The organism is Pseudomonas sp. PDM27, from assembly GCF_019219205.1.
Lineage (GTDB): Bacteria > Pseudomonadota > Gammaproteobacteria > Pseudomonadales > Pseudomonadaceae > Aquipseudomonas > Aquipseudomonas laurylsulfatiphila.
Genome location: NZ_JAHUWF010000018.1, coordinates 1 through 24,973, shown reverse-complemented (window position 1 = coordinate 24,973; position 24,973 = coordinate 1). Strand labels below are relative to the sequence as shown.

Sequence of the window (24,973 nt, the reverse complement as noted above, 5' to 3'; positions counted from 1 at the left end):
TCCTGCTGGCCAATGTAGAGATTTTGCCGCAGGCCAGACAGGGGAGCTACTTTTTCAACAGAGTCGGCCAAAAGCGGACACTTACTGAAGACAAAGTCGGAGGGGATTCTCACGGAATGCCCCCGACTGCCTGGAGTCAATTTGCGTAATATCTAAGGTGCACCAGCTTCGTCTTCGCCCTCATAATCGTAGTCAGTCAAGCTAGCCGACACTTCACCAAGCTCAAATTCCCCTAAAGCTTTCGTGCCGAGCAGCACAGTATTTTTAATTCCTATATTGAATCCAATATCGCGACCGGGAATATCATCGTCCCTTCTATGAGAGCCGCTTGCTGAACCAGTAAAAGTAACATTAAAGCCATCATTAAATATAATAGAGTCCAAATCGCCAACTTCAATTTCGTCGAAGATTGTATCAGATTCTGCGATGGGACCTGAGAACTCATCACTATTAAGCAAATCATATTTAAGATCTTCGCAGAAATCTCTACAAATCTCCTCTACTTGATCCACGGTTAGTAATTTATATCCTAGGTTTTCGAAGACTGATATCACATGATCAAATAGAAGGTCGGGCCCTAGATCCTCGTTATCGGTTCCTTCGTGTTGCGCGATCGTTTCGAGGCTTGAAGCAAACTCTTTAGGGTCGTAGTAGATGTATAGAACTTGTGACAGCCTTTCGTTATTAAAGTTTTCGTCATGAACTAAAGTGTGAAAGTTCTCGTAGCCAAAAGTCATCGCTACGATCTCACCTAGCCCAGCTAAAGACAATTGAACACCATCTGCTTTCAGGCTTTCTTCGATTGCCAGCATAAAGTTGTAAGATGATGGAAAACGATTTGATGCCTGTGCTGATTTTAGCTGAGCACTTGCCACATTAAACCGTTGTCGTTCAAGTGTAGCATTTTTCTGTTTTTTCTCTTCTTCTAACTCAGCTTGACTCGCTCGGCTCTTGGCTTCCGCCGCTGAGGCTATAGCCGCTTCGGCTTTTTCTTTCAGCCTTACACTTCTGAGTTTCAATTGTTCGATTATTTCTTTTCTACGGTCAATCTCTAATTGGACGTTTTGCTCCAAAAATTTCTTATCAGGATCTGCCAACAGCTTTTGTCTATTCAGTAATTCCTGTTGCTTAACTTTGCCGATCTCGATTGATATGGCTTGCTGATGCAAACGTTCATTGGCAAATTTTTGTATCGATTTCAGTGCGAGTGATACCCAAGGAAAAGCAAACAAGAATAACAGCGCCATACATGCAGGGATTATAAGTATTGTATTTAATCCAATTATGTCGGTCTCTTTAAAGTACTTGCTAAGAGCATTAATTCGTTCTGCGGCGGTTCCATCACCCCATATTAGGATTGCCAAATGACTCCAGTTGCAGACTATCCATGACCCTATGAATGCGCCAATAAATGGATCTTCAACTTTTGTTTTCGTGCTTCCAGAGATTGACTGCATTATATCGTCAAGAAATTTCATTCCGTATGACCTGCTTTCCTATATTCAAAGTGACTCATAGAGTGGCCCTCAAGGCGTTAACGAGTATGGCGAATTTGGCGGGCGATCGATACTGCCAGATGGCTGCGAAGGATCACAAATTCGTTACGGTACAGGTCGTACCTCTGGCACCCTGCATTCAAAACTCAGGCCCAATGGAGAGAAATGGCTAGGGATTGCCAGGAGTGCGCTGCAATAAGGGCCGGATGCACGAGTCAACATTGAGCTTGGGTGTTCGCTTTGGGTCGCTTTCAGCCTGTCGGCGCAGGCAGAAAGTGGCCAATAGACGTCTCTCAGGCAGGTAATGAATCCGCGCAGTCTGGCGTAAATCGAAAAAGAAGGGCTATCCGCTGGGCGTTGTTTTTCCATCAGGATTGCTTGTCTCCGTTACCACTGAACGCTAGCATTGATGGCACTACAACTTCATAAATGACCCCTTGATAAGGAAATCGAATGAGCAAGCTTATTTACGCTCGCCACCTCGACACAGCAGAAGAGTTCATGGATTTTTTAGTGCCATGGTCTGCACAACATGCAGATGTTGATTTCAAAAATTATATTTTTCGAGGGCAGCGAAATGCCGATCATGCGCTGATCCCGTTTGCACTGAGAGAAGACGCGCGGCAAGAAATGCGAAAAAAGATGAACCTTTTTTTGGAGACTCATCCAGAGCATACGAATTCACCTTACATATTGGCACTAGTCGAGTACCAACTCATTAGAGATTTTTATCGGCAAGCTGACATGCATGGGCTTCCGGTACCAGCCTCAAAGACGTTACGCAACCTCCACTATAAAAAAACTGAATTCACCACCATGACAAACTGGATTGAAGATGCAGTTTGGCTACCAGATGACATGTTGGAAGCTGCTGCATTGGCACAGCATTATGGTGTACCAACTCGCTTACTCGATTGGAGTTACAATCCTTTTATAGCCGCTTTTTTTGCAACCCTCCCCAAACTGGAGGGACGGGACTCAGGATTCAAGCGCGAAGGCAATCTCTGTATATGGGGGCTCAATACGGAGGCAGTGGGAACATTGCATCAAGTTTATGAAGCCGCGAAGTTAGAGCCGATGTCCGTACCCTTTCCTGAGTTTCCGTTGAAGTTTGTAACTCCACCATATGAAGGAAATGCAAACTTAGCTGCGCAACAAGGACTGTTTACGCATTGGATTAGCCAGCCAGGCAGTATCAAATCCCTGGTCAGTAACGTGCCGTATATTTTGAACCGAGCCGATCAAGGGTTGGAGAAACAGATTGAAGAATTCTTTGCGTCACTAAATTTCACCGGCATTGACCATATGCTCCTCAAGGTAACTTTGGCAAACACCGAGGCTGAGAAGGTAGCCCGCTACCTCAGAGACCTAGGCTATGGCCCATCAAGGCTCTTTCCGGGTTACGAGGGGGCAACACGGGAAATAAATGAGCGGACGCATTTTACCCGTAAGCGGACGGATGAGCGCCTCTAATCGTAAGCGTCAAGTATTCCGAATACCACGCCACCGAACTCTCAAGAACGGCTTCGGCTGAATGCAGTCGTCCGCGAGCGGCAGCTATGGCCAGAAGCGGACGTTCGCCTTTAGCCACTCCTACCGTCCTTGAGGATCTTTTGATCAAGGCGGAAGTGTGGAGGGACAGGTCCATTCACGACCTTTGTGAGTATTTGGCTGTATGTCACGTCCTCCCTGGACTTCCACTCGCGGGGATGACCAACCCGAGTGCATCTCAGTAGTCCTGCTTCGCAGATAGGTAAGACAGCGTCTCTCTAAGGACTCAGCGCGCACTCACCCTGCTGCAACCTGAACCGACTGCCATCCGGAGCTCCCTGCTCTCGCGAGAAATAATCAGTGGGACGGAGTTGTGTTGGTCGCCGGAGGTCAGTGAAGAGCCGATAGAACTAGAATTTCTGGATATCAGTGAGGGTCGCAGTAAATGCCTGAAGAATCTCCACCTTGCTTCGGCCGCCGCCGGTGAGGTGGATGAACTCATCAAAATCAATGTTCACGAGCTTGCCTGTTCTCGGATTCATCAAGACGCACGACCTCCACTCATCATTTCCCGTCTCTACAGCAGCCGCATAGCTCAACAGCCAGTACATAACGACTTGCCTATAATCGGCAGCGGAGAAATTACCGGCTATGCATTTCACCTCGATTAGCGTCGACCCGGCAAAAAAATCGCCGGTTCCGGAGGCGATCCAGCGAAAGCCGGGTATCACCGGCGCCGCGCCATAAGTCGAGTTACAATCAGTGGCTACCTGCTTGACCATAGTCACCAAGTTGTTAGCTACGCGCCGGGCGATACGTTGATCATTCTCAGAAATTTCCGATGGGCTGATTGCATCGAAGAACCTGCTTTGCCTGCCTGTAGCGGTGGCAACGCATTCACCCCACGTCGGATTGTTACCAAGGACGAGCTGCTCACCGACGGCAAAGGCCAGCTCGAATAGGAGCGATTTTTGCAGTTCACTTGCTTGTATCGCTTCTGCTGGCACGACAATCACTGAACAAGCGATAGCCGACTTGTTATAAAAGGACACGATGCCTGGCGTTAGTCCTGGAAAAATAGCATTCAGTATCCCGGGAATATTTCGAGCAATCGTTCTGGGATCACGTCCTGCACTACTTGTCATCGCACCAGCTCCGATATAGACCGGCAAAGGTCGGGCGATCCTGGCGCTCTATTCCTAGCCTCCATGATTGCTCCAGGCTCGGCCCCATCTGGCGACGCAGGCCATCCCCCTGGTCTCCAAAGGACTCGGCTGCAAGCCATGTCAGTCTCTGACATTCAGCGTTGATTTCACTCCATCGGCTTGAGACAGAACTGAAACCGGACCTGTCTTTCCATAACCGCCAGCAGTCTATGCACGCTCTTTTGACTGTGTGGGATGAATTGTATTGATAGGTTCTTTGGACGAAAGCAGCTCTGGCTGGAGTTTTAACAAATTTCAGCCCCCGTAGGTAGTGCAACAAGCTGGCCTCAGCTTGCAGTAAATGAGCAGAGTGGACAGCCACTCTATCGATCACCGCATCCAGATCGGAGTGGATTTCCTCATATTCCGCGCCAGCTCTAAGGTTAGCCACACCTCGCATGATGGTTGACCACGAAGCGCGAAAGGCATGTAAGTTATTCGGCTCCAGTAGCGTCGACGCGAGTTGCAAGGCTACGAGTGGGCTATGGAACTTCAGGGTCCTACCTATTTGGGTGATCAAGAAATTATCCGGGAGCGACTTTTGCAATTCGTTACCGAGCAATTTCTGAACGTCTAGATTTTCGACAGTCATTTTCAGCGACTCATAATCCCCCTCTGGGTTATCAGAATAAGGGTCATAATGTAGGTCGATATGTCTCAAAATTCCGGCGTTGGTATCGTCCCCACCAAGCTGAGTAGTAACGTACTCCTCATAATGCTTAGCTGTCATCATTATAGTTTTCGATTTATTTAGCGTAATCCCATAGTCCGCGAGTGCGTGTGATAAAAATGCTAGTCCTGCGTAGGCGGCGGAATTCGAATCTGCAATGAGCACATAGTCGTCAACATACCGGTACCAACGTAAGCCGTCATGCGTCATTCGATGGTCGACAGAGTTCAAAAACAGCTCCGCCAGAATTCGCGAGCACTGTCCGCCAACAGGTAATCCGAAGGAACGCCCCGCTGAAAATTTTGATAACAGTGCGGTGATTTGGTTACCGACCCTCCCATCCGGGAACAGGTCATCGATGAGGTTTTCTAAGTAATGATGCGAGATGTGTTCGTAAAAGCTTGAAATGTCGGTTTGGACAACTACTGTCCCCTTGGGAGCGAGCGCAGCCTCTTTCGACGTTTCCTCTCTGAACACTCTCCAAGATGAGCCTCGGTCGAATAGCTCAGACCCACCCTCCGCTTGAAACCTGTATGAGAACGTTCGCTGATCACGTTTCGGCTCTAACATATCTGCGATAGCTACACCGAGTCCGTTGAAATAAATGCTCCAAAACGGGTGGAGCTTTGTAGTCACCCTGAATCCTGAAGCACCGGTTGCGACCAAAAGGCGCTCGCTGAATACGGTTAACGCTGCAATTTTGTTCTTACTGTTGGACGCACCGTCTTTGCGAAGCTCCTCCGAAAAACCGAAAGCAACCTCTGCTAGCTCATTTTGCTTAGCTGAAACGAAATTCGTGTCGACATCGAAGGGTAGAGTGTCGTTGTCACCGTGCGCTCCGATATCAGCTGCTGCACGCAGAAAATGCTCCAGTGTTACTTCAGACATGTCCTTTTCCCCGGCCGACGACTTTTTGTTAGCCGGGCTCAGTGCACCGACATTCCCTCATCCAGCGATCATCTCAGCACGCCCGGTGCATGTCGATAGACGCTTCGTGGCGTACGCAGCGATCTGAAGTCAGCTTTGCGCTTTCCGCTGATGAGTGAACAGGATCACCGTCATTGTTCTGGTGAAAAGCCTATTCCAGGCTGTCGCACTGGCGCCGCAGGTCTAGGTCTGGGCTAATGGATGCGTAAACAATTAATGAGCGCTATAAAGCGCTTAACGGTAGGAGCTGACAAGGTACAAGGATTTTTGACTCGGCGATTGTGTGCGTCACGTTAGCGCAAAGCGAAAGTAATTGTTCGGTGTGGCCGCTATTGGCCGATTCTGTTGAAGAAGTCGGTTCGCCCAAACAGCCTGGTCATTGACTGGTTAAAACGCTTTTTTTGCACACTGACACGTGAAATCCGAGTCCGGAAGCCTCTGCCGAAAGTAAAGATTTCAATCTCGGACGCGTACTTTTCTACTGCGGAAACCATGGTCGACTTTTTCAACACGATTGGCCGTTCTCTGCCGGTCATAGTTACAAATCCTGCTGGTCAAATCCGATGCAACCGGTGGTCCAGTAGAGTGCAATTCCGCACCTGACAACCAAACCAGTACTGCCCACGGAAAAAAACCCTTCCTGCGCGTTAACGCAGGAAGGGTTTTTCGTTTGCGGCTGATCAGTCTTTAGCCTGACTCAACTTGGTGAACAACTCGGTCGGCACTTTCTTGCCGTTGGAGGTGTATTGGTTGGTGCGGAACTTGTACACCTCCCCCTCGGACAGGAAACCGTCGCCGTTGGTGTCCATCGCCTTGAATTCCTCTGTGCCCTTGGGCGCCACGGCCAGCAGTTCCTTGAGTGACACGCGGCCGTCGTGGTCGGCGTCGGTGCGTGCGAAAGACGCGTCGCCGCACTTGCCTTCACCGCACTTGCCTTCGGCCTGGGTCTTTTGCGCGCTGGCTTCGCCGGCACCGCACTTGCCTTCGCCACATTTGCCTTCGCTGGTCTTCTCGGCGGAGGCCAGTTGATAGCCCTGAGGCAAGGCTTCGGCGGAAAAGGCGGAGGATGCGAAGTTGATACCGCCGACCAGTGCTACAGCGATCAGGCCAATACGGGTTTTGTTCGACTGGATACGAGACATGTTGATACTCCGGATCAATGACGTGGCGGGACCACTTTTGGTCGTACCACAAGGGTTGATGAACCTGGTTGCGAGTTGCGTTGTGCTTCTCGCTTTGGCAGGTCTATTTGGCCCCAGTGGTGTATCCGGGCTGTATCCGTGATGAGTGGGTTTTGTAGGGTTGTAGTCGGATTTCGTGCGCTGATACACAGCGATACACGAAAGCTGGTATTCGGTTGACCGGGGATGTTTTTTGCTTGCGTGGGGATCGCTCGGGATTGCCCAAGAGCGTTTGTTTAAAAAGGTTGTAGGGTATTTCCGGCGGGCTACAAGACCTTGCGTCGTTGCCTACGGGTACGCCAGAATCCGCCGGCTTGTGCGCCTTGGGGCCACTCGGTAACTTGATTCGCGTCACTGCTCATCAGTGATCGGGTTTAGTCGCCCGTCGATGTCAAGACGCACAATATATCTATCAATCAGGTATCCCATACCTGCGCTTGATGGCGGTTGTGCGCAGGGCGCTTCGGCGCGCCGATTTCTTGGCTCATCGGTCGACTAACCTGTGCACAGCTGCCTCCTTTTCGTTTAGTCGCGAGCTGGTTGCAGCCTCACTCATATGAGGTTAGAGCCAATGTTCAAGGTCACCCCCAACCCGCCGGACACCGATCCGACATCCCCCTGCGAACCCGATTCAAACAGGCTCAACGAAGCCGCCGAATCCGCGTTCCACGTCCCCTCCACCGCCGACATCAAAGCCGCACCGCGCACGCCTGGCACTCTGTTTACCGTCGACCCCGAGGCCGATACCGAAACGCTGATGGTGTATCTGGTCGAGACGCTGGCCTCGGTCGATGTGATGGTGCATCAGTTGGTGGATCATCTGGATGGTGGGTCGCGCAATGCCCTGTTGGGGATTTCAAATAGTGTGATGCTGGCGGAGATTACGGCGAATCGGGTGTTGGATCAGATTGATCCGCGTGAATAAACACTGACTCTGTGGCGAACGCTGACCCTGTGGCGAGGGAGCTTGCTCCCGCTCGGCGGCGAAGCCGTCGCAGAACCTGACTGCACTATTTGACTGAAGAAAAGCGGGGGCCGCTTCGCAGCCCAGCGGGAGCAAGCTCCCTCGCCACAAATGTTGGCAGGCTCAATTGGCGCAACAACACATAGATCGCACTGGATCATTGGTGGACGCTAACTCTGGAGCTAACACCGGCTTTGTGGCGAGGGGGCTCGCCCCCGTTCGGCGGCGAAGCCGTCGCAGAACCTGACTGCACTATTTGACTGGAGAAAAGCGGGGGCCGCTTCGCAGCCCAACGGGGGCAAGCCCCCTCGCCACAGGGTGTGTGTTTGATGTTGGGGGATGGCTAGTTCGGGTCGAGTAAGCCGCCGCTCCAGTGACGCGACACCCGGCTGCCGGTGAATTTCGCCACGCCCATGCCCTGGGCGATCAGTCGGTCGCGATAGCGCGTGACCAGGCGCCCCGCTTGTTCGGCATGCAGCACCACTTCGGAAGTCGGGTCGCCCGGGGTTCTGAGGATCCGGGCAAAGCGCTGCCCTTCTTCGACGAAATCCCCCAGCTCTTTTTCGAAGATCAGCACGCCGGGTTGCGGGGCGATGAGGGTTTCCATGTGGCCCATTTCCACGGCCTCGACAGGCCAGTCCGCCGGCGCCACAGGCTCATCGATGACGCCGAACGCGCACAGCCAGTGGTACAGCCCTTCGGCATCCGACTCGGCGAAGCGGTCGTTGACGTCGCCCTGCCCGCGCAGCTCGAGGGTCGCGGCCATGCGCCCTGCTGTGACGCCGTCGCGTATCCATGGGGCGATGATGGTTTCTTCGAAGGAACCGTCGCCGCCGTCATCCCAGATGATCGCCACGTCCATCTTCATCGCCGCCGCCAGTTCGCGACCGCGGGGCCAGAAACGGCGGTGCACGTAGAGGTACGGCAGGGCCTCGTCATCGGTGTGCAGGTCGAGCATCACGTCGGCCGGGGCGGCCAGTTGCACCAGTTTTTTTTGCCATTGCTGGACGCAGGTCGAAGGTCGCGCCATGGCCGCCGACTGGTCGAACGCGCGATTGAAGTTGTGCCCGGTCGCGTCGTGGTAACGCCCGAGTATCCGGCCCTGGCGAAACTGGCCGATGCCCAGTGGATTGGCCTGTGGCACCACGGTCACCTGGCCCTTGAGCCGGCCCTGGGCTTCGGCGATCTGTAGCCGTTGCATCAGCACATGCAGGACCAGCATCCCGGCGATTTCATCGGCATGCACCCCGGCCTGCAGGTGCACGTTCGGCCCGCTGCCGTCGCCGGCATAGCGCCAGGCGCCGACCCGCACGGCATCGCCGTTGTTGTTGCTGACACTGAACGAAATATCCTGCGGCATTGGTTTTCCCTCCTGTCATGACCGTTGAAAAACGCTGTATCGCGGCTGTCGAGGCTGGTGATTGAACAGGTGTTCAACTAAGCTCGACAGCGTGGAAGCTCATCCAGGGACAGCCTTGTGAAAACCGATGCCCCGAAAAACCGTCGCGCCGAACCCGAAGACCGCCGCGAAATGCTGGTGGCCGCCACCCTGCGCTGCCTGGGCCGCGACGGTCACGCCGGGATCTCCGTGCGGCGCATCGCCACCGAAGCCGGGGTGTCCGTGGGTTTGCTCAACCATCACTTCGGCAGCATCGAGGCACTGATCGCCGACACCTACCAGCGGCTCGCGAGCGAACTGACCACTGCCCTGCTCCAGGAAATCGAACAGGCACAGACACCTGCGCAGAAGGTCGATGCCTTTCTGGAAGGCTCGTTTTCACCCAGGGTCATGGACCCGAAACTGCTCGGGGTGTGGGTGGTGTTCTGGAGCCTGATCCGTCACTCCGAGCACGTCAGCCAGTCCCACGAAAAAAGCTACCGTGCCTACCTCGATCTGATCCGCCAGTTGCTCGACGGCCTGGCGGCCAGCGAAGGCTTCGTGATTCACGACACGCGCCTGGCCGCCATCGGCCTATCGGCGATGCTCGACGGTCTCTGGCTCGAGTGGTGCCTGAACCCCGAGACCTTCAGCGCCGCCAACGGACTGCATATCTGCCGTTGCTGGATAAAGGGGCTGCGTCACGGAGCATTCAGCACCGACGACGTCCTGTGACGGGTGCCGGCCGAAGATCATCGCCAGGGTGCCACTGACGGCGATCAACCCGGCGCCGATCATCAGTGACGTGTCCATCAACGTGCCCCAGACCAGGCTCGACAGGGCAAACGCCCAGATCAAGCCGGTGTATTCGAACGGTGCGAGCAAGGTCGCGGTGGCGCGGCGAAAACTGGCGAACAGCAGGAACTGGCCGATGCCGCCCACCAGCCCGGCGCCGAGCATGCCCAGCCAGGCCGGTGTCGGCGAAGGTGTGTAGGTCCACGGCAGGGCCACCGCCATGCAAATCACAAACACCACGTTGGTGATCAGCATCTGTTCCAGCACGGAGGTCTGGTCATCCACCTGACGCAGCTGGATGTAAGTGAACGCCCAGCACATCGCCGCCAGCAGGGTCAGGACGATCGGCAACGGCTCGGTCATGTGGTCGGGGCGACAGGCAATGACCACCCCGACGAATCCGACGATCAGGCTGAACCACTGCCAGCCGCTGGCGCGCTCCTTGAGGATCACCGCCGCCAGCACCGTGACCATGATCGGCGCGGAAAAATACAGGGTGGTCATCTCGGCCAGGGTCAGGTCCCGGGCCGCCGTGTAGTACAGCACCCAGGCCACAATCGACAGCAAGCCGCGCACCACCAGCAGGCGCCGGCTCGGTGAATGCCAGGCGCGCTGGATAACGCGCGAACGTCCCGCCAGCAGCACGGCCACGACCACCACGGCGGCGCGCCAGAACAGAATGGTGACCACCGAATAATCGGCCACCAGCCACTTGATGACTGCATCCTGCAATGACAGGAACGCGTAGCCCAGGGTGCACAGGCCAATGCCCTGCAGCGAGCGGTCGACGTTGGACGAACTCATCAGGCCGACCTGCGCACAGGCGTTCCGCGCCGCTCGGCGAAGGCAAACAGCGCCTCGATCAGGAAGGTCAGGCAGACGTAGACACCGGCCACCAGCAACAGGGGCTCGTACACTTGCAGGGTTTGCGCGCGGACCACGTTGGCGGCGCCGAGCAGGTCGATCACGGCGATGGTCGAGGCCAGTGCCGTGGACTTGAGCAGCATCACGGTTTCCCCCGCCAGGGTCGGCAACAGCAGGCGCAGGGCCCGGGGCAAGCGCACCCGCAGCAACGACTGGCGCGCGGTCATGCCAAAGGCCGACGCGGCTTCCATCTCACCCTTGGGCACCGCCAGCAGGCCACCGCGAATCACTTCGCCGACATAGGCCCCCATCGACACCACCAGGGCGAACACGATGTACCAGTAGCCATCGCGCAGGTAAGGCCAGAGGAAGCTGCCGCGAATCAGCGGGAACTGGGCAAACAGGCTGCCCAGCCCGTAGTAGTAGATGTAGATCTGGATCAGCAACGGCGTGCCGCGCGTGACGCTGGTATAGAACAGGCTGACCTTGGCGATCACCTTGTTTTTCGAGATCCGCGCCAGCGCCACCAGCACCGCCAGCAGGTAACCGAACACACTGGAGACCAACAGAATGATGAGGGTGGTTTGCAGCCCCCGGCCTAACAGTGCCCCGTATTCAACTATCCACGCTGGAATCATTTCATTCTCTCTGCCGGTTCAGTCAACAAGAGGCATCCAGCGACGAATGCGTCGCTCCAACCGTCCCGAAAGATAGTTCGACGCCAAGGTCACCGCGTAGTACAGCGCGGCAGCCGTGAGGTAGAACAACAGATAGTGGCGCGTCGAACCCGCGCCTTGCTTGGCGGTGTACAGCAGCTCGTTGGTGCCGACCACGCTGATCAGTGCGCTGTCCTTGATCAGGTTGATCCACAGGTTGGCCATCCCGGCCATGGCGTATGGCGCCATGATCGGCAGCGTGACCCGGCGGAACAGACCGAAACCGTTGAGGCCGAACGCCTTGGCCGCTTCGATCTGGCCGAAGGGAATCGCCTGGATCGCCGCGCGGAAAATCTCCGAGGCGTAGGCGCCCTGCACCAGCCCCAGCACGACGATGGCCGCCAGCGGACCGCTGACGTTCACCACGCCGTACCCGAGTTTGGTCATCAGCGAATTGAGGAGCATGGAGCCGACGTAGTACAGCAACAGAATCAGCAGCAACTCCGGCACCGCGCGGAACAAAGTGGTGTAGCCGCGCATCAGCGCTGCAATCGGCTTCGGCGCACCCAGCTTGAGGCACGCCACCACCAGCCCGATGGCCAGCCCGAGAACAAAGGCCCCGGCGGAAATCTGCAGGGTCATCCAGAGCCCCTTCAACAGCGCACTGCCCCATCCCTGTTCGGTGAAATTGATCAGATCGAACATTGCCGGCATATCAGTCTCCAGTATGCGGTCATGAACACACCGCCGGATTCTGTGGGAGCGAGCTTGCTCGCGATGAGGCCATGCCAGTCAATATCAATGCTGACTGAACCACCGCTATCGCGAGCAAGCTCGCTCCCACAGGGATCTGCTTTTCCTCAGGACTTGCGTTTAGCCCGTCATCAGAACGCCGGCTTCACGCTGGTGCCGAAGTAGCTCTGGGAGAGGTCGTCGTAGTCCTTGCTCGCCAGCAACTCCTGGATGGCCTTGTCGAGTTTCGCCTTGAGTTCGGTGTCGTCCTTGCGCAGGCCGGCGCCTACGCCTTTGCCGAAGATCGGGTCATAGGGCACGGTGCCTAGGTAGGCCAGGTCCTTGGCATCCGGGGTCTTGACGAACGAAGCCATGGCGGTGCCGTCGGCCATCATCAGGTCGATGCGCCCGGCAATCAGGTCGGCGTTGGCCGAGTCCTGGGTGTCGTAGTACTTAACGTCGGCGATTTTTTCGTAGTAGGTCTTCAGGTAGCTGGCGCTCACCGTCGAGTTCTGCACGCCGATGATCTTGCCCTTGAGGTCATCCGGGTACTTCTTCACCGACGTCTCTTTCGGGCCGACGACGGCAATCGCCGAATCGTAGTAGGCCTTGCTGAAGGCGATCTGTTTTTCCCGTTCTTCGGTCACCGACATCGAGGAAAAGATCACGTCGATCTTCTTCGCCAGCAGCGACGGAATGATGCCGTCCCACGCCACTTCCTTGATCTCGCAATCGGCTTTCATTTCGCTGCACAGCTTGTGGATCAGGTCGACTTCAAAGCCCTTCCACTCACCGTTGGCCTGCTTTTCGGTGTACGGCGGATAGGGTTCGGCGGCCACCGCGAAACGGATGGGCTGTGCCTGAGCCGCGCTCATGCCGGCCAGCAGTACGCAGGCTGCACCGGTCAACCAGTTTGCAAAACGTCGATTTCCCATGTTGTTTTCCCGTCTTTTTATGATGAGTTAGCGAGTCTGATGAGCGTTGACGAATTGCCGGCAACGCTCGCTGCGTGGGTGTACGAACACTTCGTCCGGCGAACCGGTTTCCTCGATCAGCCCTTGATGCAGGAAGGCGACTTTGGAAGAGACATCGCGTGCGAAAGCCATTTCATGAGTCACCAGGATCATGGTCCGGCCTTCTTCGGCGAGGGAGCGGATCACCCGCAGCACTTCCCCGACCAGTTCCGGGTCGAGTGCCGAGGTGGGTTCATCGAACAGCATGACCTTGGGCCGCATGGCCAGGGCCCGGGCGATGGCCACCCGTTGTTGCTGTCCCCCGGAGAGAAACGCCGGGTACTCGTTGCGCTTGGCCGCAAGCCCGACGCGTTCGAGCAGGGCTTCGGCCCGTTCGGTGGCCTCCGCACGGCTTTCACGCAGGACCTGGGTCGGCGCTTCGATGAGGTTTTCCAGCACCGTGCGATGGGGCCAGAGGTTGAAGTTCTGGAACACCATGCCCAGGCTGGAACGGATACGCACCAGCTGTTTAGCGTCCGACACCAGCGGTGCGCCGGGACGATTCTGGTTGAGGTGAATACTTTCGCCATCGACCAGGATGCGCCCCTGGTCCGGCACTTCGAGCATGTTGATGCAGCGCAGCAAGGTACTTTTGCCCGAGCCGCTGGCACCGATCAGGGAGATCACCTCGCCCTCGCGGGCGGTCAGGGAGACGCCCTTGAGCACTTCGATATTGCCGAAGCGTTTGTGCAGGCGATCGACCTCGATCATGGTCCTGGCCGCGGCCGGTTCGACGGTGGCGGTACTGGTCACCGTGCCGATCACCGGCCTCGGCGCTTCGCCGTTGAGTACCTGGACAAAGCCGCGAATACGCTGACAGGCCTGGGCCAGTCGTTCTTCGCTGAGGGTGAACGAAAGCCGCACAAAACCCTGGGCAGGCTCACCGAATGCCGCGGCATCCAGTACCGAGACACCGGCCTCGCGCAGCAGGCGCCAGGCGAATTCCAGCGAGGTCAGGCCGGTGCCGCGCACGTCCACCAGCACGAACATGCCCGCGTCCGGGTTGAGCACGCTGATGCCCGGGCAATCGGCCAGGCCGGACACCACCAGGTCGCGGCGCCGGCGATAGATCTCGCGCATGCCGTGGGTGACTTCATCATGGGACTGCACGGCCTTGAGCGCCGCTTCCATGACGAACCCGGGCAAGCCGTACAGCATGCTCAGCACCAGGGTTTCGACATGGTTGACCAGGGCTTCGTTGGCCACGACCCAGCCGATGCGCCATCCGGTCATGGCATGGGATTTCGACAGGCTGCCGATCACCACGCAGCGCTCGGCCATGCCCGGCAACGCCGCCAGGCTCAGGTGTTCGCGCTCGTAGGCGAGGCTCTCGTAGACCTCGTCCACCACCACCCACAGGTCATGGGCGATGGCGAGATCGGCGATGGCTTGCAGCTCTTCGCGACCCAGTACCACACCGGTGGGGTTGTTCGGGTTGGAGAAGAAAATCGCCCGGGTACGCGGGGTGATGGCCTTGGCCAACACGGCGGCATCGAGGCGGAACCCCGAATCCGCCGCACAGGGCACCCGCACCAGCGTGGCGCCGGACGCCTTGAGCGTGGCTTCGTAAGTGACGTACATCGGGTCGAAGGCAATCACTTCGTCGCCGGCACCGAGCAGGCACATCGAGGTGGCGAACAAGGCGTTCTGCGCACCGGCGGTGAGAATGATGTTGGACGCCTGCAGTTCGCGGTCGATCAACTGGCTGTAGCGGCCAGCGATGGCTTCGCGCAGGGCCTGGCGGCCGGCGATTTCGGTGTAGTGGGTATCCCCTTCGCGCAAGGCGTGGATGGCGGCATCGGTGATGAAATCCGGGGTGGGAAAATCCGGGTCGCCGACGCTGAGGATGATCACGTCCTCGCCGTTGCGCTGTGCCGCGTTGGCCGCGTAGTGAATATCCCAGGCGGCAACGCCTTGGCCACTGATCCGCTCTACAAAGGGTGAAAACCGCATGCCAGTGCCTCGTTCGAATTGAAGAAACGCAAGCCCGCAACCAGCCGGGGGAAGGTGGCCCTCAACATAGTCCAGACTGAACACTCGTTCAACAGAAAACTCACAAGGCTTCGCGTTCAGCGCAAACAGGTCGTTTTCACGACAGTCGCGCCGTTTTTCAGCACGACGCAATCAGGCGACGTGAAACGATTTTGCTGACCGCGCCAATCGCCAGGGCGATGCAGATCAGCCCCGCCGCCACCACAAAGGTCAAGCGCATCCCCTGCGCGATGGCCTCAGGTGGCGCCTGCAAAACATCGTGGCTGGCGGTGCCGAAGGCGAACACGGCGCCCATCACACCAGCGCCGGTGATCAAGCCCAGATTGCGCGACAACCCGAGCAGACCGGAGACCACGCCGCGCTCTTGCGGCGTGATGTCCGCCAGCACGGCGGTATTGTTGGCCGCCTGGAACAGCGCATAACCGGCGGTCATGACCGCCAGGGGCACGATGTAGCCGAGCGCGCCAAAGCCCGTCGGCACGGCGGGCAGGATGCCAGCGCCGGTCAGCATGGCCAGCAATCCGAGCGTGCCGGATCGATGTGCGCCCAATCTGTCGACCCATCGACCCGCCGGGACCCCGGCCAGTGCGGCGACCAGCGGCCCCGTCGACATCACCAGGCCCACGCTCGCTGCATTCAGCGCCAGTGCGCCGGTGAGATAAAACGGTCCCACCACCAGGGTGGCCATGACCACGGTCGTCACCAGCAGGCTCATGGCGAAACCTGCGCTCAGTTGCCAATTGCGGAACATCGCCGGTCGAACCAGTGGTGACTCGGCGGTGCGCTCGACGAACAAAAACACGGCCGCCCCCACCACGGCCACCAGCAGCAGTGCCAGGTTCAGCGGAGCAAAGCCGCGCCCGAGGGTCATCGCCAGCGCATAGGCCAGCAGCGTCAGGACCAATACCAGGGTGCCGAGGACATCGAAACCCGCTCGATCCGCCCTTTTCTCAGGGTCATCTTTCGGTAGAAAACGCTGCGCGAGCCCCATCGCCAAAACACCCAAGGGCACATTGAGCAGAAAAATCGCCTGCCATCCCGAATTGGCAATCAAGAAACCGCCGAAGGTCGGGCCGAGCGAGGTGCCGATCGCCGACATCGTGCCGAGCAGGCCCATCGCACTGCCCAGCTTTTCCTTGGGCACCGCCCCGCTCACCAGCGCCAGGGTCAACGCCATCATGATGGCCGCGCCGATGCCCTGCAGGGCCCGGGCGGCAATCAGCCACCCGAGACCGGATGAGACGGCGCACAGGACTGAAGCGACGGTAAACACACAAATTCCGATCAACAACAAACGCCGACGACCAACAATGTCGCCGAGCCGCCCGGCACTGACGATCAGCGCCGTGATCGCCAGCAGGTAAGCGAGCACCACCCATTGCACTTGCTGGAAAGAGGCCGAAAACGCGGCGGCCAGTGTCGGCAAACCGACATTGGCAATGCTCGTGCCCAGGGATGACAGCAGCATGGACAGCGACAGGCTGGCCAGCGCGCCTCGAATAGATATCGACTTCATTTTCTCGCGACTCCGCAAACAGGTTGTCCCGAGCCTAAGCCCAGCCATAACATGGCGGAAGACGCAGCGTTTGCACTGAATACATGCACCAGACGCTACCCACCCACAACCCAGTGTGGGAGCGGGCTTGCTCGCGAAAGCGGTGTGTCAGCCAACATTGATGTTGAGGCTGATGGCCCCTTCGCGAGCAAGCCCGCTCCCACAGGAACCCATTCCATGCCCGACCTGAATCTGCTGATCACCCTGAACGTGTTACTGGAGGAAGGCAGCGTGGCCCGCGCCGCGCAGCGATTGCGCCTGAGCCCGTCGGCCATGAGCCGGGCGCTGGCGCGGTTGCGCGAAACCACGGGCGATCCGTTGCTGGTGCGGGCCGGACGCGGGTTGGTTCCCACACCCCGGGCGCTGGAGCTGCGTGAACGCGTCGGCGTGCTCGTGCAGGACGCCGAATCCGTCCTGCGCCCCGCCGAGGCACTTGACCTCGATCAACTGGCACGCACCTTCACCCTGCGCACCAGCGATGGCTTCGTGGAAAATTTCGGCGCGCCACTGATAGCCCGCATCCACCGCGAGGCGCCCGGTGTCCGCCTGAACTTCGTGCAGAAGCTGAACAAGGACAGCACCCTGCTGCGCGACGGTTCGGTGGACCTGGAGACCGGCGTGATCGGTGAATCCACCAGCCCGGAAGTGCGGACCCGGATGCTGTTTCGCGACCGCTTCATTGGCGTCGTGCGCGAGGGTCATCCACTGGCTCAGGGTGAAGTCACACCGGTGCGTTATGCCGAGGCCCGGCACATCCTGGTTTCACGCCGGGGCCACGAAAAAGGCGTCATGGACGACGCCTTGACTGAGTTGGGGCTGAAGCGGGAGATCATCACCATTGTCGCCGGTTTTTCGTCCGCGATTGCATTGGCGCGGGCTTCAGACCTGGTCGCCAGCGTGCCGCAGCGGCACGTCGGCAACCTGTGCCAGGGCATGCATTGCTTTGCGTTGCCCTTCCCCACGCCGCCGATCACGGTGTCGATGCTGTGGCACCCGCGCATGGACGCCGACCCGGCCCATCGCTGGCTGCGCGGTTGTGTGTGGGAGGTTTGCAGTCAATAAACTCAGGCGCCGCGCGCATTCCAGCGCTTTGTATCGAACTGTATGTCCCCCCGGCCACCTTACACAGCGATACACATCCCCCAGGTTCAGGACATATGGGCACTACATGGAAATGAAACAGTGGGGCGCATCGGAAAGCGCAGGTTTTCCGAGCATTCCCGCGACCCACTGACAGGAAATACCACCATGATCAATGCAATCGATACCGTGCTGTACACCGGCAAGACCCACACCACCGGCGGCCGCGACGGTCAGGCGCGCAGCACCGATGGACGCCTGGACATCAAGCTTTCGCCTCCCGGCGCTTCGGGTGCCGGCACCAATCCTGAGCAACTGCTGGCGGCGGGTTGGTCGGCCTGTTTCATCGGGGCGATGGGCAAGGCGTGCGTCGCGCTGAAAGTGGCCTTGCCGAGCGATGTTGCGGTGGATGCCGAAATAGATCTGGGCAAGTCCGAAAACGCTTTCTTCCTTCAAGCCCGCCTGAATGTCAGCCTGCCGGGCCTGGACCCGGCCATCGCACGCAGTGTGGTGGAACTGGCGCATCAGACTTGCCCGTACTCCAAAGCGACCCGCGGCAATATCGATGTCGAGATCAATCTGGTTTGATCGACGCGGAAAAGCCTGGCCTGACGTCTTGATACCGGTCAGGCCAGGCTTACTGAACACCGCAATCGTTGTTGTTGTTGTTGTGGGAGCGAGCTTGCTCGCGATGGTCGTTAACGATAACGCGTGTTTCCTGGTTAAACACAGCGCTCTCGAGACCATCGCGAGCAAGCTCGCTCCCACAGTTCATCTACTCCTTGAGGATCAGCAGCGGCTGGCCTTTCTTTACGATGTAGGTGGCCAGTTCCGAGGCCTTGTCCTGGCCCACGTTCTTCGCCACATGGGCGACGCCTTCGGGGATGTACAACGAATCACCGGCCTTGAGCGTCACCGGTGCCCGCCCTTCCAGCTGATACTCGAAGGTACCGCTGATCACGTGCGCCACTTCTACGCCAGGGTGAGCATGCCTGGGCGAGACCACGCCCGGGTCGAAGTCCACGAGCACCTGAGTGACTTCACGGTCGGCGGCGCCCAGGTCTTCGCGTACCAGGTCGGTGCGATGCAGGCCCTGCTGCCAGCTTTTCATCGCCGGGGCCGCCTGTGTTTCCTGGGCTTGAGAGAAGCTCGCGAAGGTCGCAAGCCCTGCGGCGGCCAGGGCAATGCCCAGCTTGCCGATGGTGTGACGGGTGTTGATACGCAACATTGCCTTTCCTCCAGTTGAACCCTGGCCAGCCGCGCCGAAAATGACACGGTGCCGGTGGTTGCATTTGAAGGCCGCCGTGTATCGCCAGGGTGTCTGGAAACCCCGGTTTTGTATGCCCGGGTAACGGCGGGCGTTGCGGATACCTGCCGATACAAACCCGCCGCTAGGCCTTGAACGCTTCGCGCCGGGCGCTGCGTTCGGCGACATAGGCGGCACTCGGTTCACTGATCAGGTCGGCGCGGCGCAAGGGCTGCCCGCAATGGGCGCACAGCGGACCGAGGCCGGCGGGCTCGCCGCAACTGCGGTGGGTATAGACCACCGCCAAATCTTCCCCGGGCGATTTGCACCAGGTTTCGCCCCAGGCCCGCAGCGCCAGCACCACCGAGTAGAACGCATCGCCCTTTTCCGTGAGGTGATATTCGTAGCGTTTGGGCCGTTCGCTGTAGGCACGTCGCTCCAGGAGCCCGTCGGCCTCCATGCTCTTCAAGCGCGCCGCGACCATTTGCGGCGTACCGCCGGTCTGCGCCTGGATTTCATCGAAGCGATGACTGCCCATGAACAACTCACGCAGGACCAGCACCGTCCAGCGGTCGCCGACGACGGCTTCGGCCCGGGAAATCGGGCACAGGGTTTCAGAAACGGTTGCTTTCACCGACATGCGGTATTGCCTCTTGCCTAGTTACTATGATTATCATATCTACGTGAATTGCTGGCAACTACACTTCATCATCCACGGATTATCTTGCGGAGCACCGCCATGTCCAACGCCACCTACCCTCTTGATCGGACGGCCTACCTGCTGGTCGACCCCTACAACGATTTCCTGTCGGAAGGCGGAAAGATCTACCCCTTGATCGAGCCCATTGCCAAGGGCGTCGGCCTGCTCGACAACCTGCGTACGCTTGATCGCACCGTTCGCGGGCTCGACATTCCGGTGGTCATCGTACCGCACCACCGCTGGGAAAAAGGCGACTACGAAAACTGGGATCACCCAAGCCCCACCCAGTGCAAGATCATGCACATGCACCACTTCGCACGCGGGGAATGGGGCGGCGAATGGCACCCCGACTTCGCGCCGCAGGACGGCGACATCATCGTTCAGGAACATTGGGGCTCCAGCGGCTTTGCCAATACCGACCTGGATTTTCGCCTCAAGCAAAAGGGTATCACCCACGTGATCATCGTCGGCCTGCTGGCCAACACCTGCATCGAGGCCACCGCCCGTTACGCTCAGGAACTCGGCTATCACGTCACCCTGGTACGGGACGCGACCGCGGCCTTCAAGCCGGAGATGATGCATTCGGCCCATGAGCTGAACGGCCCGACCTTCGCCCACGCCATCCTGACCACCGATGAACTGGTTGCCGCATTGGCACAGGCAGGTGCGTGATGCAGTTGACCGGCAACCTGCTGATCGGCGCCCGTGAAGTCAGCGCCAGCGAAGGCACTCTTAAGGCGCTCAATCCCGCGACCAACCAGCCGATTGAACCGGCATTCGCGCTGGGTAGCGTGGCCGATGTCGACCGGGCGGCGAACCTGGCCGATGAAGCATTCGATGTGTACAGCCATACCTCGCTCGCCGTGCGGGCGGCGTTTCTCGAACGCATCGCCGACAACCTCGACCGCGTTCGCGCGGCGCTGGCGGCACGGGCCGCCCTGGAAACCGGCGTGCCCGAGGCGCAACTGGAAGGCGAGGCCATCAAGGCGGCCACCCAGTTCCGCCAGTTCGCCGATGTGGTGCGCAAGGGGCGTTTCCTGCAACTGGCCATCGACCCGGCGCAACCCGAGCGCCAGCCACGCCCGCGCATGGATCATCGCCTGCAAAAAATCGCCATCGGCCCGGTGGCGATTTTCGGTGCGAGCAACTTCCCCATCGCCTATTCGGTGGCCGGTGGCGACACCGCGTCGGCGCTGGCGGCGGGATCGACCGTCATTCTCAAGGCGCACAACGCGCATCCCGGCGCCTCGGAAATCCAGGCCCGGGCGATCCGCCAGGCGGTGCAAGACAGCGGATTGCCCGAAGGCGTGTTCTCCATGGTGCGTGGCAGCGGCAATGCCATCGGCGAAGCGCTGGTCGATCATCCGCTGATCAAGGCCGTGACCTTCACCGGTTCCGAACAGGGTGGCATGGCGCTGTATCGGCGCGCGCAATTGCGTCCCGAGCCGATTCCGGTCTTCGCCGAGATGACCAGCGTCAACCCGACCTTCATTCTGCCCCGGGCACTCGCCGAACGCGGCGCGGCGATTGGCGATGGCTTTGTCGAGCGCATGCTGGTCAACGTCGGGCAAGCCTGTCTCAAGCCGGCGATTCTGCTGGCCGTCGAGGGCGCTGGGTTTGCAGCACTGCGCCACGCCATGAGCCAACGCGTGAGCGCAGCACCGGCGCGCACGATGCTGACACCGGGCATCCATGGGGCCTATCTGAACGGGCTGCGCACCCTGGAAAACGCCGGCGCCCGCCTCGTCGCCGTGGGCTCGAGCGCCACCGCTGAAGTCGATGGCCGTTCGGCGCTGTTCGAAGTCGATGGCGAACATTTTCTCGCCGAGCCGGCGCTTTCCCAGGAGGTATTCGGCCCGTCCGCGCTGCTGGTGAAGGTCCGGGATGAAGCAGAGCTGTTGCGGGTAGCGCGCGCTTTCAAGGGGCAACTCAGCGCGACCCTGCACCTTGAACAGGACGACCTGCCACTGGCCCGTCGCCTGCTGCCAACCCTGGAGCGACGCACCGGGCGCATCGTGGTCAACGCCTTTGCTCATCCACAGGAAGTATGTTTTGCCACCGTGCATGGCGGACCGTTTCCGGCCACCTCGGACAGTCGCTTCACCTCGGTGGGCATGACCGCCATCGAACGCTTCCTGCGCCCGGTGGCTTACCAGGGGTTTCCGGATGCCTTGTTGCCGGAGGTTTTGCGCGAGGGCAATCCCTTGGGGTTGCCGCGTCTTGTCGACGGTCATTAGCGCCATACCGTCAACCCTGTAGGAGCGAGCTTGCTCGCGAAGAGGCCGGCACAGCCAACATCATCGGTGGCTGAACTACCGCTTTCGCGGGCAAGCCCGCTCCCACAGTAGATTCGGTAGTCCACAAATACTGCGTACACCCACTAAACCTGTGGGAGCGAGCTTGCTCGCGAAGAGGCCATCACTTCCAACATCAATGTTGACTGACACACCGCGAGCAAGTCGGATCGCCGCACCGCCGCTCCCACAGTGTTCAGTGGTTAGCCGGGCCGATCGACCTGATCCAAAGCCCGATTCACCGCCAACTCCCCCAGCATGATCACTTGCGCGATGCCCAGCAGGGTGTTGCGGTGCGTGCCTTCCAGGAAGCCCGCCAGGTCATTGGCCATGACACTCGCCGAGGCCAGCGATTCGCAGGCGTGGGCCAGCAGGGTTTCGGTGTCGATGTCGGGGTTGATGGTGAACAGTGTGGAGGGTTTGTGCGGGGTGGCCATGATGTGCAGGGCCGGGTTTGGGCAAACGTCGTCTTGCGGTGGATCAGGGGTAACCTTCAACATCGTTCGGTCTCCAGAACTGGAGCCGTCACCGATTCGCTGCTAAACGAAGGGTGGCGGCTGTACGCAGGTTAGCAGACCGGGGAGACACGAAACCGGCGCGCCCGAGGGCGCCCTGCGCACAGCTGCCATCAAGTGCAGGGATGGGAAATACCTGACTGTGTGGACTGCCAATGCGCCTCGTGTCACCACGGGCTGCTAAACCCGATCACTGGAAATCAGTGACGCGAATCAAGTTACCGATGGACCTCAAGGCGCACAAGCCGGCGGATTCTGGCGTAGCTGTAGGCAATGCCGCAAGGTTTTGTAGCTTGCAGGAAGTTACTCCTACAGCCGTTAAACAAGCATTCCAAACTGGCACCGCCATCGCGAGCAAGCTCGCTCCCACAGGGACTTTCAGCGAACGCAACATCTGTGTTCGACTCAAATCCACTGTGGGAGCGAGCTTGCTCGCGATTGAACGATAACGCGGTCTATCAGCAATGCGCGCCAGCATGCTCCAGGCGATGGAACAGGCGGTTGAAATACACCAGGCTGTCGCGTGGTTCGCGCACGCCGACCTTCGTCAGCTCCACGAACATCACCGAGTGCGAGCCCACTTCCTTGCACTCGCTGATGCGCCCTTCGAGCTGCACCAGGGCATCGCGCAGTACCGGCACGTCGGCCGCGCCGTCGTCCCACAGGTCCCAGGCGAAACGTTCGGCCATCGGCACCTGGGTCATGCCGGCGAAGTGTCGGGCCAGTTCTTCCTGCTCGCCACACAACACGTTGACGCACAGGTGGCCGTTGGTGCGGAACACGTCGTGGGTGGCGCTGTTGCGGTTGACGCACACCAGCACGGTGGGCGGCGAGTCGGTCACCGAGCACACGGCGCTGGCGGTGATGCCGCAGCGCCCGCCGGGGCCGTTGGTGGTGATGATGTTCACCGCCGCAGGCAGCTGCGCCATGGCGTTGCGAAAGTCGATTTGCTGCTGGCTCAGGTCGGCCATGTCGATGCCCCTTCCTTCAGGAGGACCGCCATCTTGCGGCCCGTAGGTGATGGAACAAGACTAAGGCTGCGGGCGCGGCACAACCATTCTGACGATCCCCATGGCGAGGTTGGGTTTCCGCTAGTCGACTAGGTGGTTTCTTTATCGCAAGGGCCGGCCACAGTGGGTATTCTGCTTACAGGCTCCAGAAAAACGAGCCGATGCGTGCCGCGCGTTCGCGTGCGAAAACAATAATTAGAAAACTTTCGTGGCAGCCCCGATGGAAACCCGCAAACCGATTGTTTATATCGTTGACGACGACAAGGACCTGCGCACTTCCCTGGCCTGGTTGCTGGAGTCGGTCAGCGTGCAGGCGCAGTGCTTTGCCGGCGCCGAAGAGTTCCTCAGCCAATACGACCCCAGGCAGCCCGCCTGCCTGGTGCTCGACGTGCGCATGCCGGAGACCAGTGGTTTCCAGTTGCAGGAAATCCTCAACCAGCGTGGCAGTACCTTGCCGACCATCTTCGTCTCGGCCCATGGCGACATTCCGATGTCGGTCACGGCGATGAAGAACGGCGCGCTGGACTTCGTCGAGAAGCCCTACAACCCGCAACAGATGATCGACCGCATCCAGGCCGCGCTGAAGACCGCCGTGCACGCCCAAGCCGATCAGCAACAGCGTCAGAACCTGCAGGGCAAACTGGCGTTGCTGACCAGCCGTGAGCGGGAAGTGTTGATGCTGGTGATCGATGGCAAGGCCAGCAAGGTGATCGCGCGGGAGCTGAACATCAGCGTGAAGACCGTTGACGTGCACCGCACCAAGATCAAGGAAAAGATGGGCGTGACCAGCATCGCCATGCTGGTGCGCGAGGTGCTGCATTTGCCGGTGGATGAGCCGGTGCGGCACTGAGCATTTTGTATTCGCCGTCGGGCCTCATCGCGAGCAAGCTCGCTCCCACAGGTTGATCCCGGCCGTACACAGATCTTGTGTTCACCGCAGATCTACTGTGGGAGCGGGCTTGCTCGCGATGAGGCCGGCACATCCGAAATTGAAGGCGACTGACACGACGCCATCGCGAGCAAGCTCGCTCCCACATTTTTTGATCCCGGCCGTACACAGGCTTTGTGTTCACTGGAGATCCACTGTGGGAGCGGGCTTGCTCGCGATGAGGCCGGCACATCCGAAATTGAAGGCGACTGACACGACGCCATCGCGAGCAAGCTCGCTCCCACATTTTTTGATCCCGGCCGTACACAGGCTTTGTGTTC

The 24,973-nt window shown here is 58.8% G+C and carries 22 protein-coding genes and 1 pseudogene; 8 read left to right on the top strand and 15 right to left on the bottom strand.

Annotation, left to right across the window (positions count from 1 at the left end; all coding sequences use genetic code 11):
• Positions 1–152: 152 nt before the first annotated feature.
• Positions 153–1,478, bottom strand: coding sequence for a hypothetical protein (locus KW838_RS27615; RefSeq protein WP_218504173.1), 1,326 nt, complete (start codon positions 1,476–1,478; stop codon positions 153–155).
• 471 nt (positions 1,479–1,949) lie between these two features.
• Here KW838_RS27615 and KW838_RS27610 point away from each other — a divergent pair, with 471 nt between their 5' ends.
• Positions 1,950–2,969: an FRG domain-containing protein gene (locus KW838_RS27610; RefSeq protein WP_218504172.1), complete on the top strand. Its 1,020-nt coding sequence runs from the start codon at positions 1,950–1,952 to the stop codon at positions 2,967–2,969.
• 428 nt (positions 2,970–3,397) lie between these two features.
• On the opposite strand, the gene KW838_RS27605 is transcribed toward KW838_RS27610, so the two are convergent.
• The 3 genes from KW838_RS27605 to KW838_RS27595 form a co-directional block, all read right to left on the bottom strand.
• Complete coding sequence (locus KW838_RS27605) at positions 3,398–4,159, bottom strand: hypothetical protein (protein WP_218504171.1); 762 nt, start codon at positions 4,157–4,159, stop codon at positions 3,398–3,400.
• Positions 4,122–5,750: an RNA-directed DNA polymerase gene (locus KW838_RS27600; protein ID WP_218504170.1), complete on the bottom strand. Its 1,629-nt coding sequence runs from the start codon at positions 5,748–5,750 to the stop codon at positions 4,122–4,124. Before KW838_RS27600 ends, KW838_RS27605 begins: the two co-directional genes overlap by 38 nt.
• A gap of 719 nt (positions 5,751–6,469) precedes the next feature.
• On the bottom strand, positions 6,470–6,931 hold the full coding sequence (locus KW838_RS27595; protein ID WP_218504169.1) for a hypothetical protein: 462 nt from the start codon (positions 6,929–6,931) through the stop codon (positions 6,470–6,472).
• Between the two features lie 610 nt (positions 6,932–7,541).
• Here KW838_RS27595 and KW838_RS27590 point away from each other — a divergent pair.
• Positions 7,542–7,895: a DUF6124 family protein gene (locus KW838_RS27590; protein WP_218504168.1), complete on the top strand. Its 354-nt coding sequence runs from the start codon at positions 7,542–7,544 to the stop codon at positions 7,893–7,895.
• A 382-nt stretch (positions 7,896–8,277) separates the two neighbouring features.
• Here the strand turns inward: KW838_RS27590 and KW838_RS27585 are convergent, their stop codons facing one another.
• Positions 8,278–9,294 (bottom strand): succinylglutamate desuccinylase/aspartoacylase family protein, encoded by a 1,017-nt coding sequence (locus KW838_RS27585; RefSeq protein ID WP_218504167.1) that lies wholly within the window; start codon positions 9,292–9,294, stop codon positions 8,278–8,280.
• A gap of 171 nt (positions 9,295–9,465) precedes the next feature.
• Here KW838_RS27585 and KW838_RS29680 point away from each other — a divergent pair.
• Positions 9,466–9,951: pseudogene (locus KW838_RS29680) on the top strand (TetR family transcriptional regulator C-terminal domain-containing protein); the annotation flags it as partial.
• On the opposite strand, the gene KW838_RS27580 reads toward KW838_RS29680, so the two are convergent.
• The 6 genes from KW838_RS27580 to KW838_RS27555 form a co-directional block, all read right to left on the bottom strand.
• On the bottom strand, positions 9,907–10,911 hold the full coding sequence (locus tag KW838_RS27580; protein WP_104447603.1) for a DMT family transporter: 1,005 nt from the start codon (positions 10,909–10,911) through the stop codon (positions 9,907–9,909). The pseudogene KW838_RS29680 and the gene KW838_RS27580 sit on opposite strands and share 45 nt — an antisense overlap.
• Entirely contained in the window at positions 10,911–11,609 is a 699-nt protein-coding gene (locus KW838_RS27575) for an ABC transporter permease subunit (protein WP_015095644.1), read from the bottom strand. Before KW838_RS27575 ends, KW838_RS27580 begins: the two co-directional genes overlap by 1 nt.
• A gap of 18 nt (positions 11,610–11,627) precedes the next feature.
• Positions 11,628–12,341, bottom strand: a complete 714-nt coding sequence (locus KW838_RS27570) for an ABC transporter permease (RefSeq protein WP_007977785.1) — start codon at positions 12,339–12,341, stop codon at positions 11,628–11,630.
• Positions 12,342–12,511: 170 nt separating this feature from the next.
• A complete protein-coding gene (locus KW838_RS27565; protein WP_007999835.1) occupies positions 12,512–13,294 on the bottom strand; it encodes a transporter substrate-binding domain-containing protein in 783 nt (260 codons plus the stop codon).
• A gap of 27 nt (positions 13,295–13,321) precedes the next feature.
• Positions 13,322–15,325 carry an aminotransferase class I/II-fold pyridoxal phosphate-dependent enzyme gene (locus KW838_RS29740; RefSeq protein WP_218504166.1) on the bottom strand — a complete coding sequence of 668 codons (2,004 nt, stop codon included), beginning with the start codon at positions 15,323–15,325 and terminating at the stop codon, positions 13,322–13,324.
• 157 nt (positions 15,326–15,482) lie between these two features.
• Positions 15,483–16,880 carry an MFS transporter gene (locus KW838_RS27555; RefSeq protein WP_218504165.1) on the bottom strand — a complete coding sequence of 466 codons (1,398 nt, stop codon included), beginning with the start codon at positions 16,878–16,880 and terminating at the stop codon, positions 15,483–15,485.
• A 216-nt stretch (positions 16,881–17,096) separates the two neighbouring features.
• Between KW838_RS27555 and KW838_RS27550 the strand changes: the two genes are divergently transcribed.
• Both KW838_RS27550 and KW838_RS27545 read left to right on the top strand, forming a co-directional pair.
• On the top strand, positions 17,097–17,981 hold the full coding sequence (locus KW838_RS27550; protein ID WP_218504164.1) for a LysR family transcriptional regulator: 885 nt from the start codon (positions 17,097–17,099) through the stop codon (positions 17,979–17,981).
• 186 nt (positions 17,982–18,167) lie between these two features.
• On the top strand, positions 18,168–18,587 hold the full coding sequence (locus KW838_RS27545; protein ID WP_218504163.1) for an organic hydroperoxide resistance protein: 420 nt from the start codon (positions 18,168–18,170) through the stop codon (positions 18,585–18,587).
• Positions 18,588–18,774: 187 nt separating this feature from the next.
• On the opposite strand, the gene KW838_RS27540 is transcribed toward KW838_RS27545, so the two are convergent.
• Both KW838_RS27540 and KW838_RS27535 read right to left on the bottom strand, forming a co-directional pair.
• On the bottom strand, positions 18,775–19,227 hold the full coding sequence (locus KW838_RS27540; RefSeq protein WP_218504162.1) for a cupin domain-containing protein: 453 nt from the start codon (positions 19,225–19,227) through the stop codon (positions 18,775–18,777).
• A gap of 163 nt (positions 19,228–19,390) precedes the next feature.
• A complete protein-coding gene (locus KW838_RS27535; protein WP_218504161.1) occupies positions 19,391–19,885 on the bottom strand; it encodes a helix-turn-helix domain-containing protein in 495 nt (164 codons plus the stop codon).
• A gap of 99 nt (positions 19,886–19,984) precedes the next feature.
• Between KW838_RS27535 and KW838_RS27530 the strand changes: the two genes are divergently transcribed.
• Positions 19,985–20,617: an isochorismatase family cysteine hydrolase gene (locus KW838_RS27530; protein ID WP_218504160.1), complete on the top strand. Its 633-nt coding sequence runs from the start codon at positions 19,985–19,987 to the stop codon at positions 20,615–20,617.
• Positions 20,617–22,182, top strand: a complete 1,566-nt coding sequence (locus tag KW838_RS27525) for an aldehyde dehydrogenase (NADP(+)) (RefSeq protein ID WP_218504257.1) — start codon at positions 20,617–20,619, stop codon at positions 22,180–22,182. Before KW838_RS27530 ends, KW838_RS27525 begins: the two co-directional genes overlap by 1 nt.
• A gap of 260 nt (positions 22,183–22,442) precedes the next feature.
• Here the strand turns inward: KW838_RS27525 and KW838_RS27520 are convergent, their stop codons facing one another.
• The gene (locus tag KW838_RS27520) at positions 22,443–22,739 is read right to left on the bottom strand and encodes a DUF6124 family protein (protein ID WP_218504159.1); all 297 of its coding nucleotides are present in this window, start codon (positions 22,737–22,739) and stop codon (positions 22,443–22,445) included.
• Between the two features lie 473 nt (positions 22,740–23,212).
• Complete coding sequence (gene hpaC / locus KW838_RS27515) at positions 23,213–23,725, bottom strand: 4-hydroxyphenylacetate 3-monooxygenase, reductase component (protein ID WP_008002569.1); 513 nt, start codon at positions 23,723–23,725, stop codon at positions 23,213–23,215.
• Between the two features lie 259 nt (positions 23,726–23,984).
• On the opposite strand from hpaC, the gene KW838_RS27510 reads away from it, so the two are divergent.
• Positions 23,985–24,614 (top strand): response regulator transcription factor, encoded by a 630-nt coding sequence (locus KW838_RS27510; RefSeq protein ID WP_007978139.1) that lies wholly within the window; start codon positions 23,985–23,987, stop codon positions 24,612–24,614.
• Positions 24,615–24,973 lie beyond the last annotated feature (359 nt).

What these genes read in the sequence shown, in the direction of transcription:
- KW838_RS27615 (WP_218504173.1), bottom strand. Translation starts at nt 1,478, where the DNA reads ATGAAATTTCTTGACGATATAATGCAGTCAATCTCTGGAAGCACGAAA.
- KW838_RS27610 (WP_218504172.1), top strand. Translation starts at nt 1,950, where the DNA reads ATGAGCAAGCTTATTTACGCTCGCCACCTCGACACAGCAGAAGAGTTC.
- KW838_RS27600 (WP_218504170.1), bottom strand. Translation starts at nt 5,750, where the DNA reads ATGTCTGAAGTAACACTGGAGCATTTTCTGCGTGCAGCAGCTGATATC.
- KW838_RS27595 (WP_218504169.1), bottom strand. Translation starts at nt 6,931, where the DNA reads ATGTCTCGTATCCAGTCGAACAAAACCCGTATTGGCCTGATCGCTGTA.
- KW838_RS27590 (WP_218504168.1), top strand. Translation starts at nt 7,542, where the DNA reads ATGTTCAAGGTCACCCCCAACCCGCCGGACACCGATCCGACATCCCCC.
- KW838_RS27585 (WP_218504167.1), bottom strand. Translation starts at nt 9,294, where the DNA reads ATGCCGCAGGATATTTCGTTCAGTGTCAGCAACAACAACGGCGATGCC.
- KW838_RS27580 (WP_104447603.1), bottom strand. Translation starts at nt 10,911, where the DNA reads ATGAGTTCGTCCAACGTCGACCGCTCGCTGCAGGGCATTGGCCTGTGC.
- KW838_RS27575 (WP_015095644.1), bottom strand. Translation starts at nt 11,609, where the DNA reads ATGATTCCAGCGTGGATAGTTGAATACGGGGCACTGTTAGGCCGGGGG.
- KW838_RS27570 (WP_007977785.1), bottom strand. Translation starts at nt 12,341, where the DNA reads ATGCCGGCAATGTTCGATCTGATCAATTTCACCGAACAGGGATGGGGC.
- KW838_RS27565 (WP_007999835.1), bottom strand. Translation starts at nt 13,294, where the DNA reads ATGGGAAATCGACGTTTTGCAAACTGGTTGACCGGTGCAGCCTGCGTA.
- KW838_RS29740 (WP_218504166.1), bottom strand. Translation starts at nt 15,325, where the DNA reads ATGCGGTTTTCACCCTTTGTAGAGCGGATCAGTGGCCAAGGCGTTGCC.
- KW838_RS27555 (WP_218504165.1), bottom strand. Translation starts at nt 16,880, where the DNA reads ATGAAGTCGATATCTATTCGAGGCGCGCTGGCCAGCCTGTCGCTGTCC.
- KW838_RS27550 (WP_218504164.1), top strand. Translation starts at nt 17,097, where the DNA reads ATGCCCGACCTGAATCTGCTGATCACCCTGAACGTGTTACTGGAGGAA.
- KW838_RS27545 (WP_218504163.1), top strand. Translation starts at nt 18,168, where the DNA reads ATGATCAATGCAATCGATACCGTGCTGTACACCGGCAAGACCCACACC.
- KW838_RS27540 (WP_218504162.1), bottom strand. Translation starts at nt 19,227, where the DNA reads ATGTTGCGTATCAACACCCGTCACACCATCGGCAAGCTGGGCATTGCC.
- KW838_RS27535 (WP_218504161.1), bottom strand. Translation starts at nt 19,885, where the DNA reads ATGTCGGTGAAAGCAACCGTTTCTGAAACCCTGTGCCCGATTTCCCGG.
- KW838_RS27530 (WP_218504160.1), top strand. Translation starts at nt 19,985, where the DNA reads ATGTCCAACGCCACCTACCCTCTTGATCGGACGGCCTACCTGCTGGTC.
- KW838_RS27525 (WP_218504257.1), top strand. Translation starts at nt 20,617, where the DNA reads ATGCAGTTGACCGGCAACCTGCTGATCGGCGCCCGTGAAGTCAGCGCC.
- KW838_RS27520 (WP_218504159.1), bottom strand. Translation starts at nt 22,739, where the DNA reads ATGTTGAAGGTTACCCCTGATCCACCGCAAGACGACGTTTGCCCAAAC.
- hpaC (WP_008002569.1), bottom strand. Translation starts at nt 23,725, where the DNA reads ATGGCCGACCTGAGCCAGCAGCAAATCGACTTTCGCAACGCCATGGCG.
- KW838_RS27510 (WP_007978139.1), top strand. Translation starts at nt 23,985, where the DNA reads ATGGAAACCCGCAAACCGATTGTTTATATCGTTGACGACGACAAGGAC.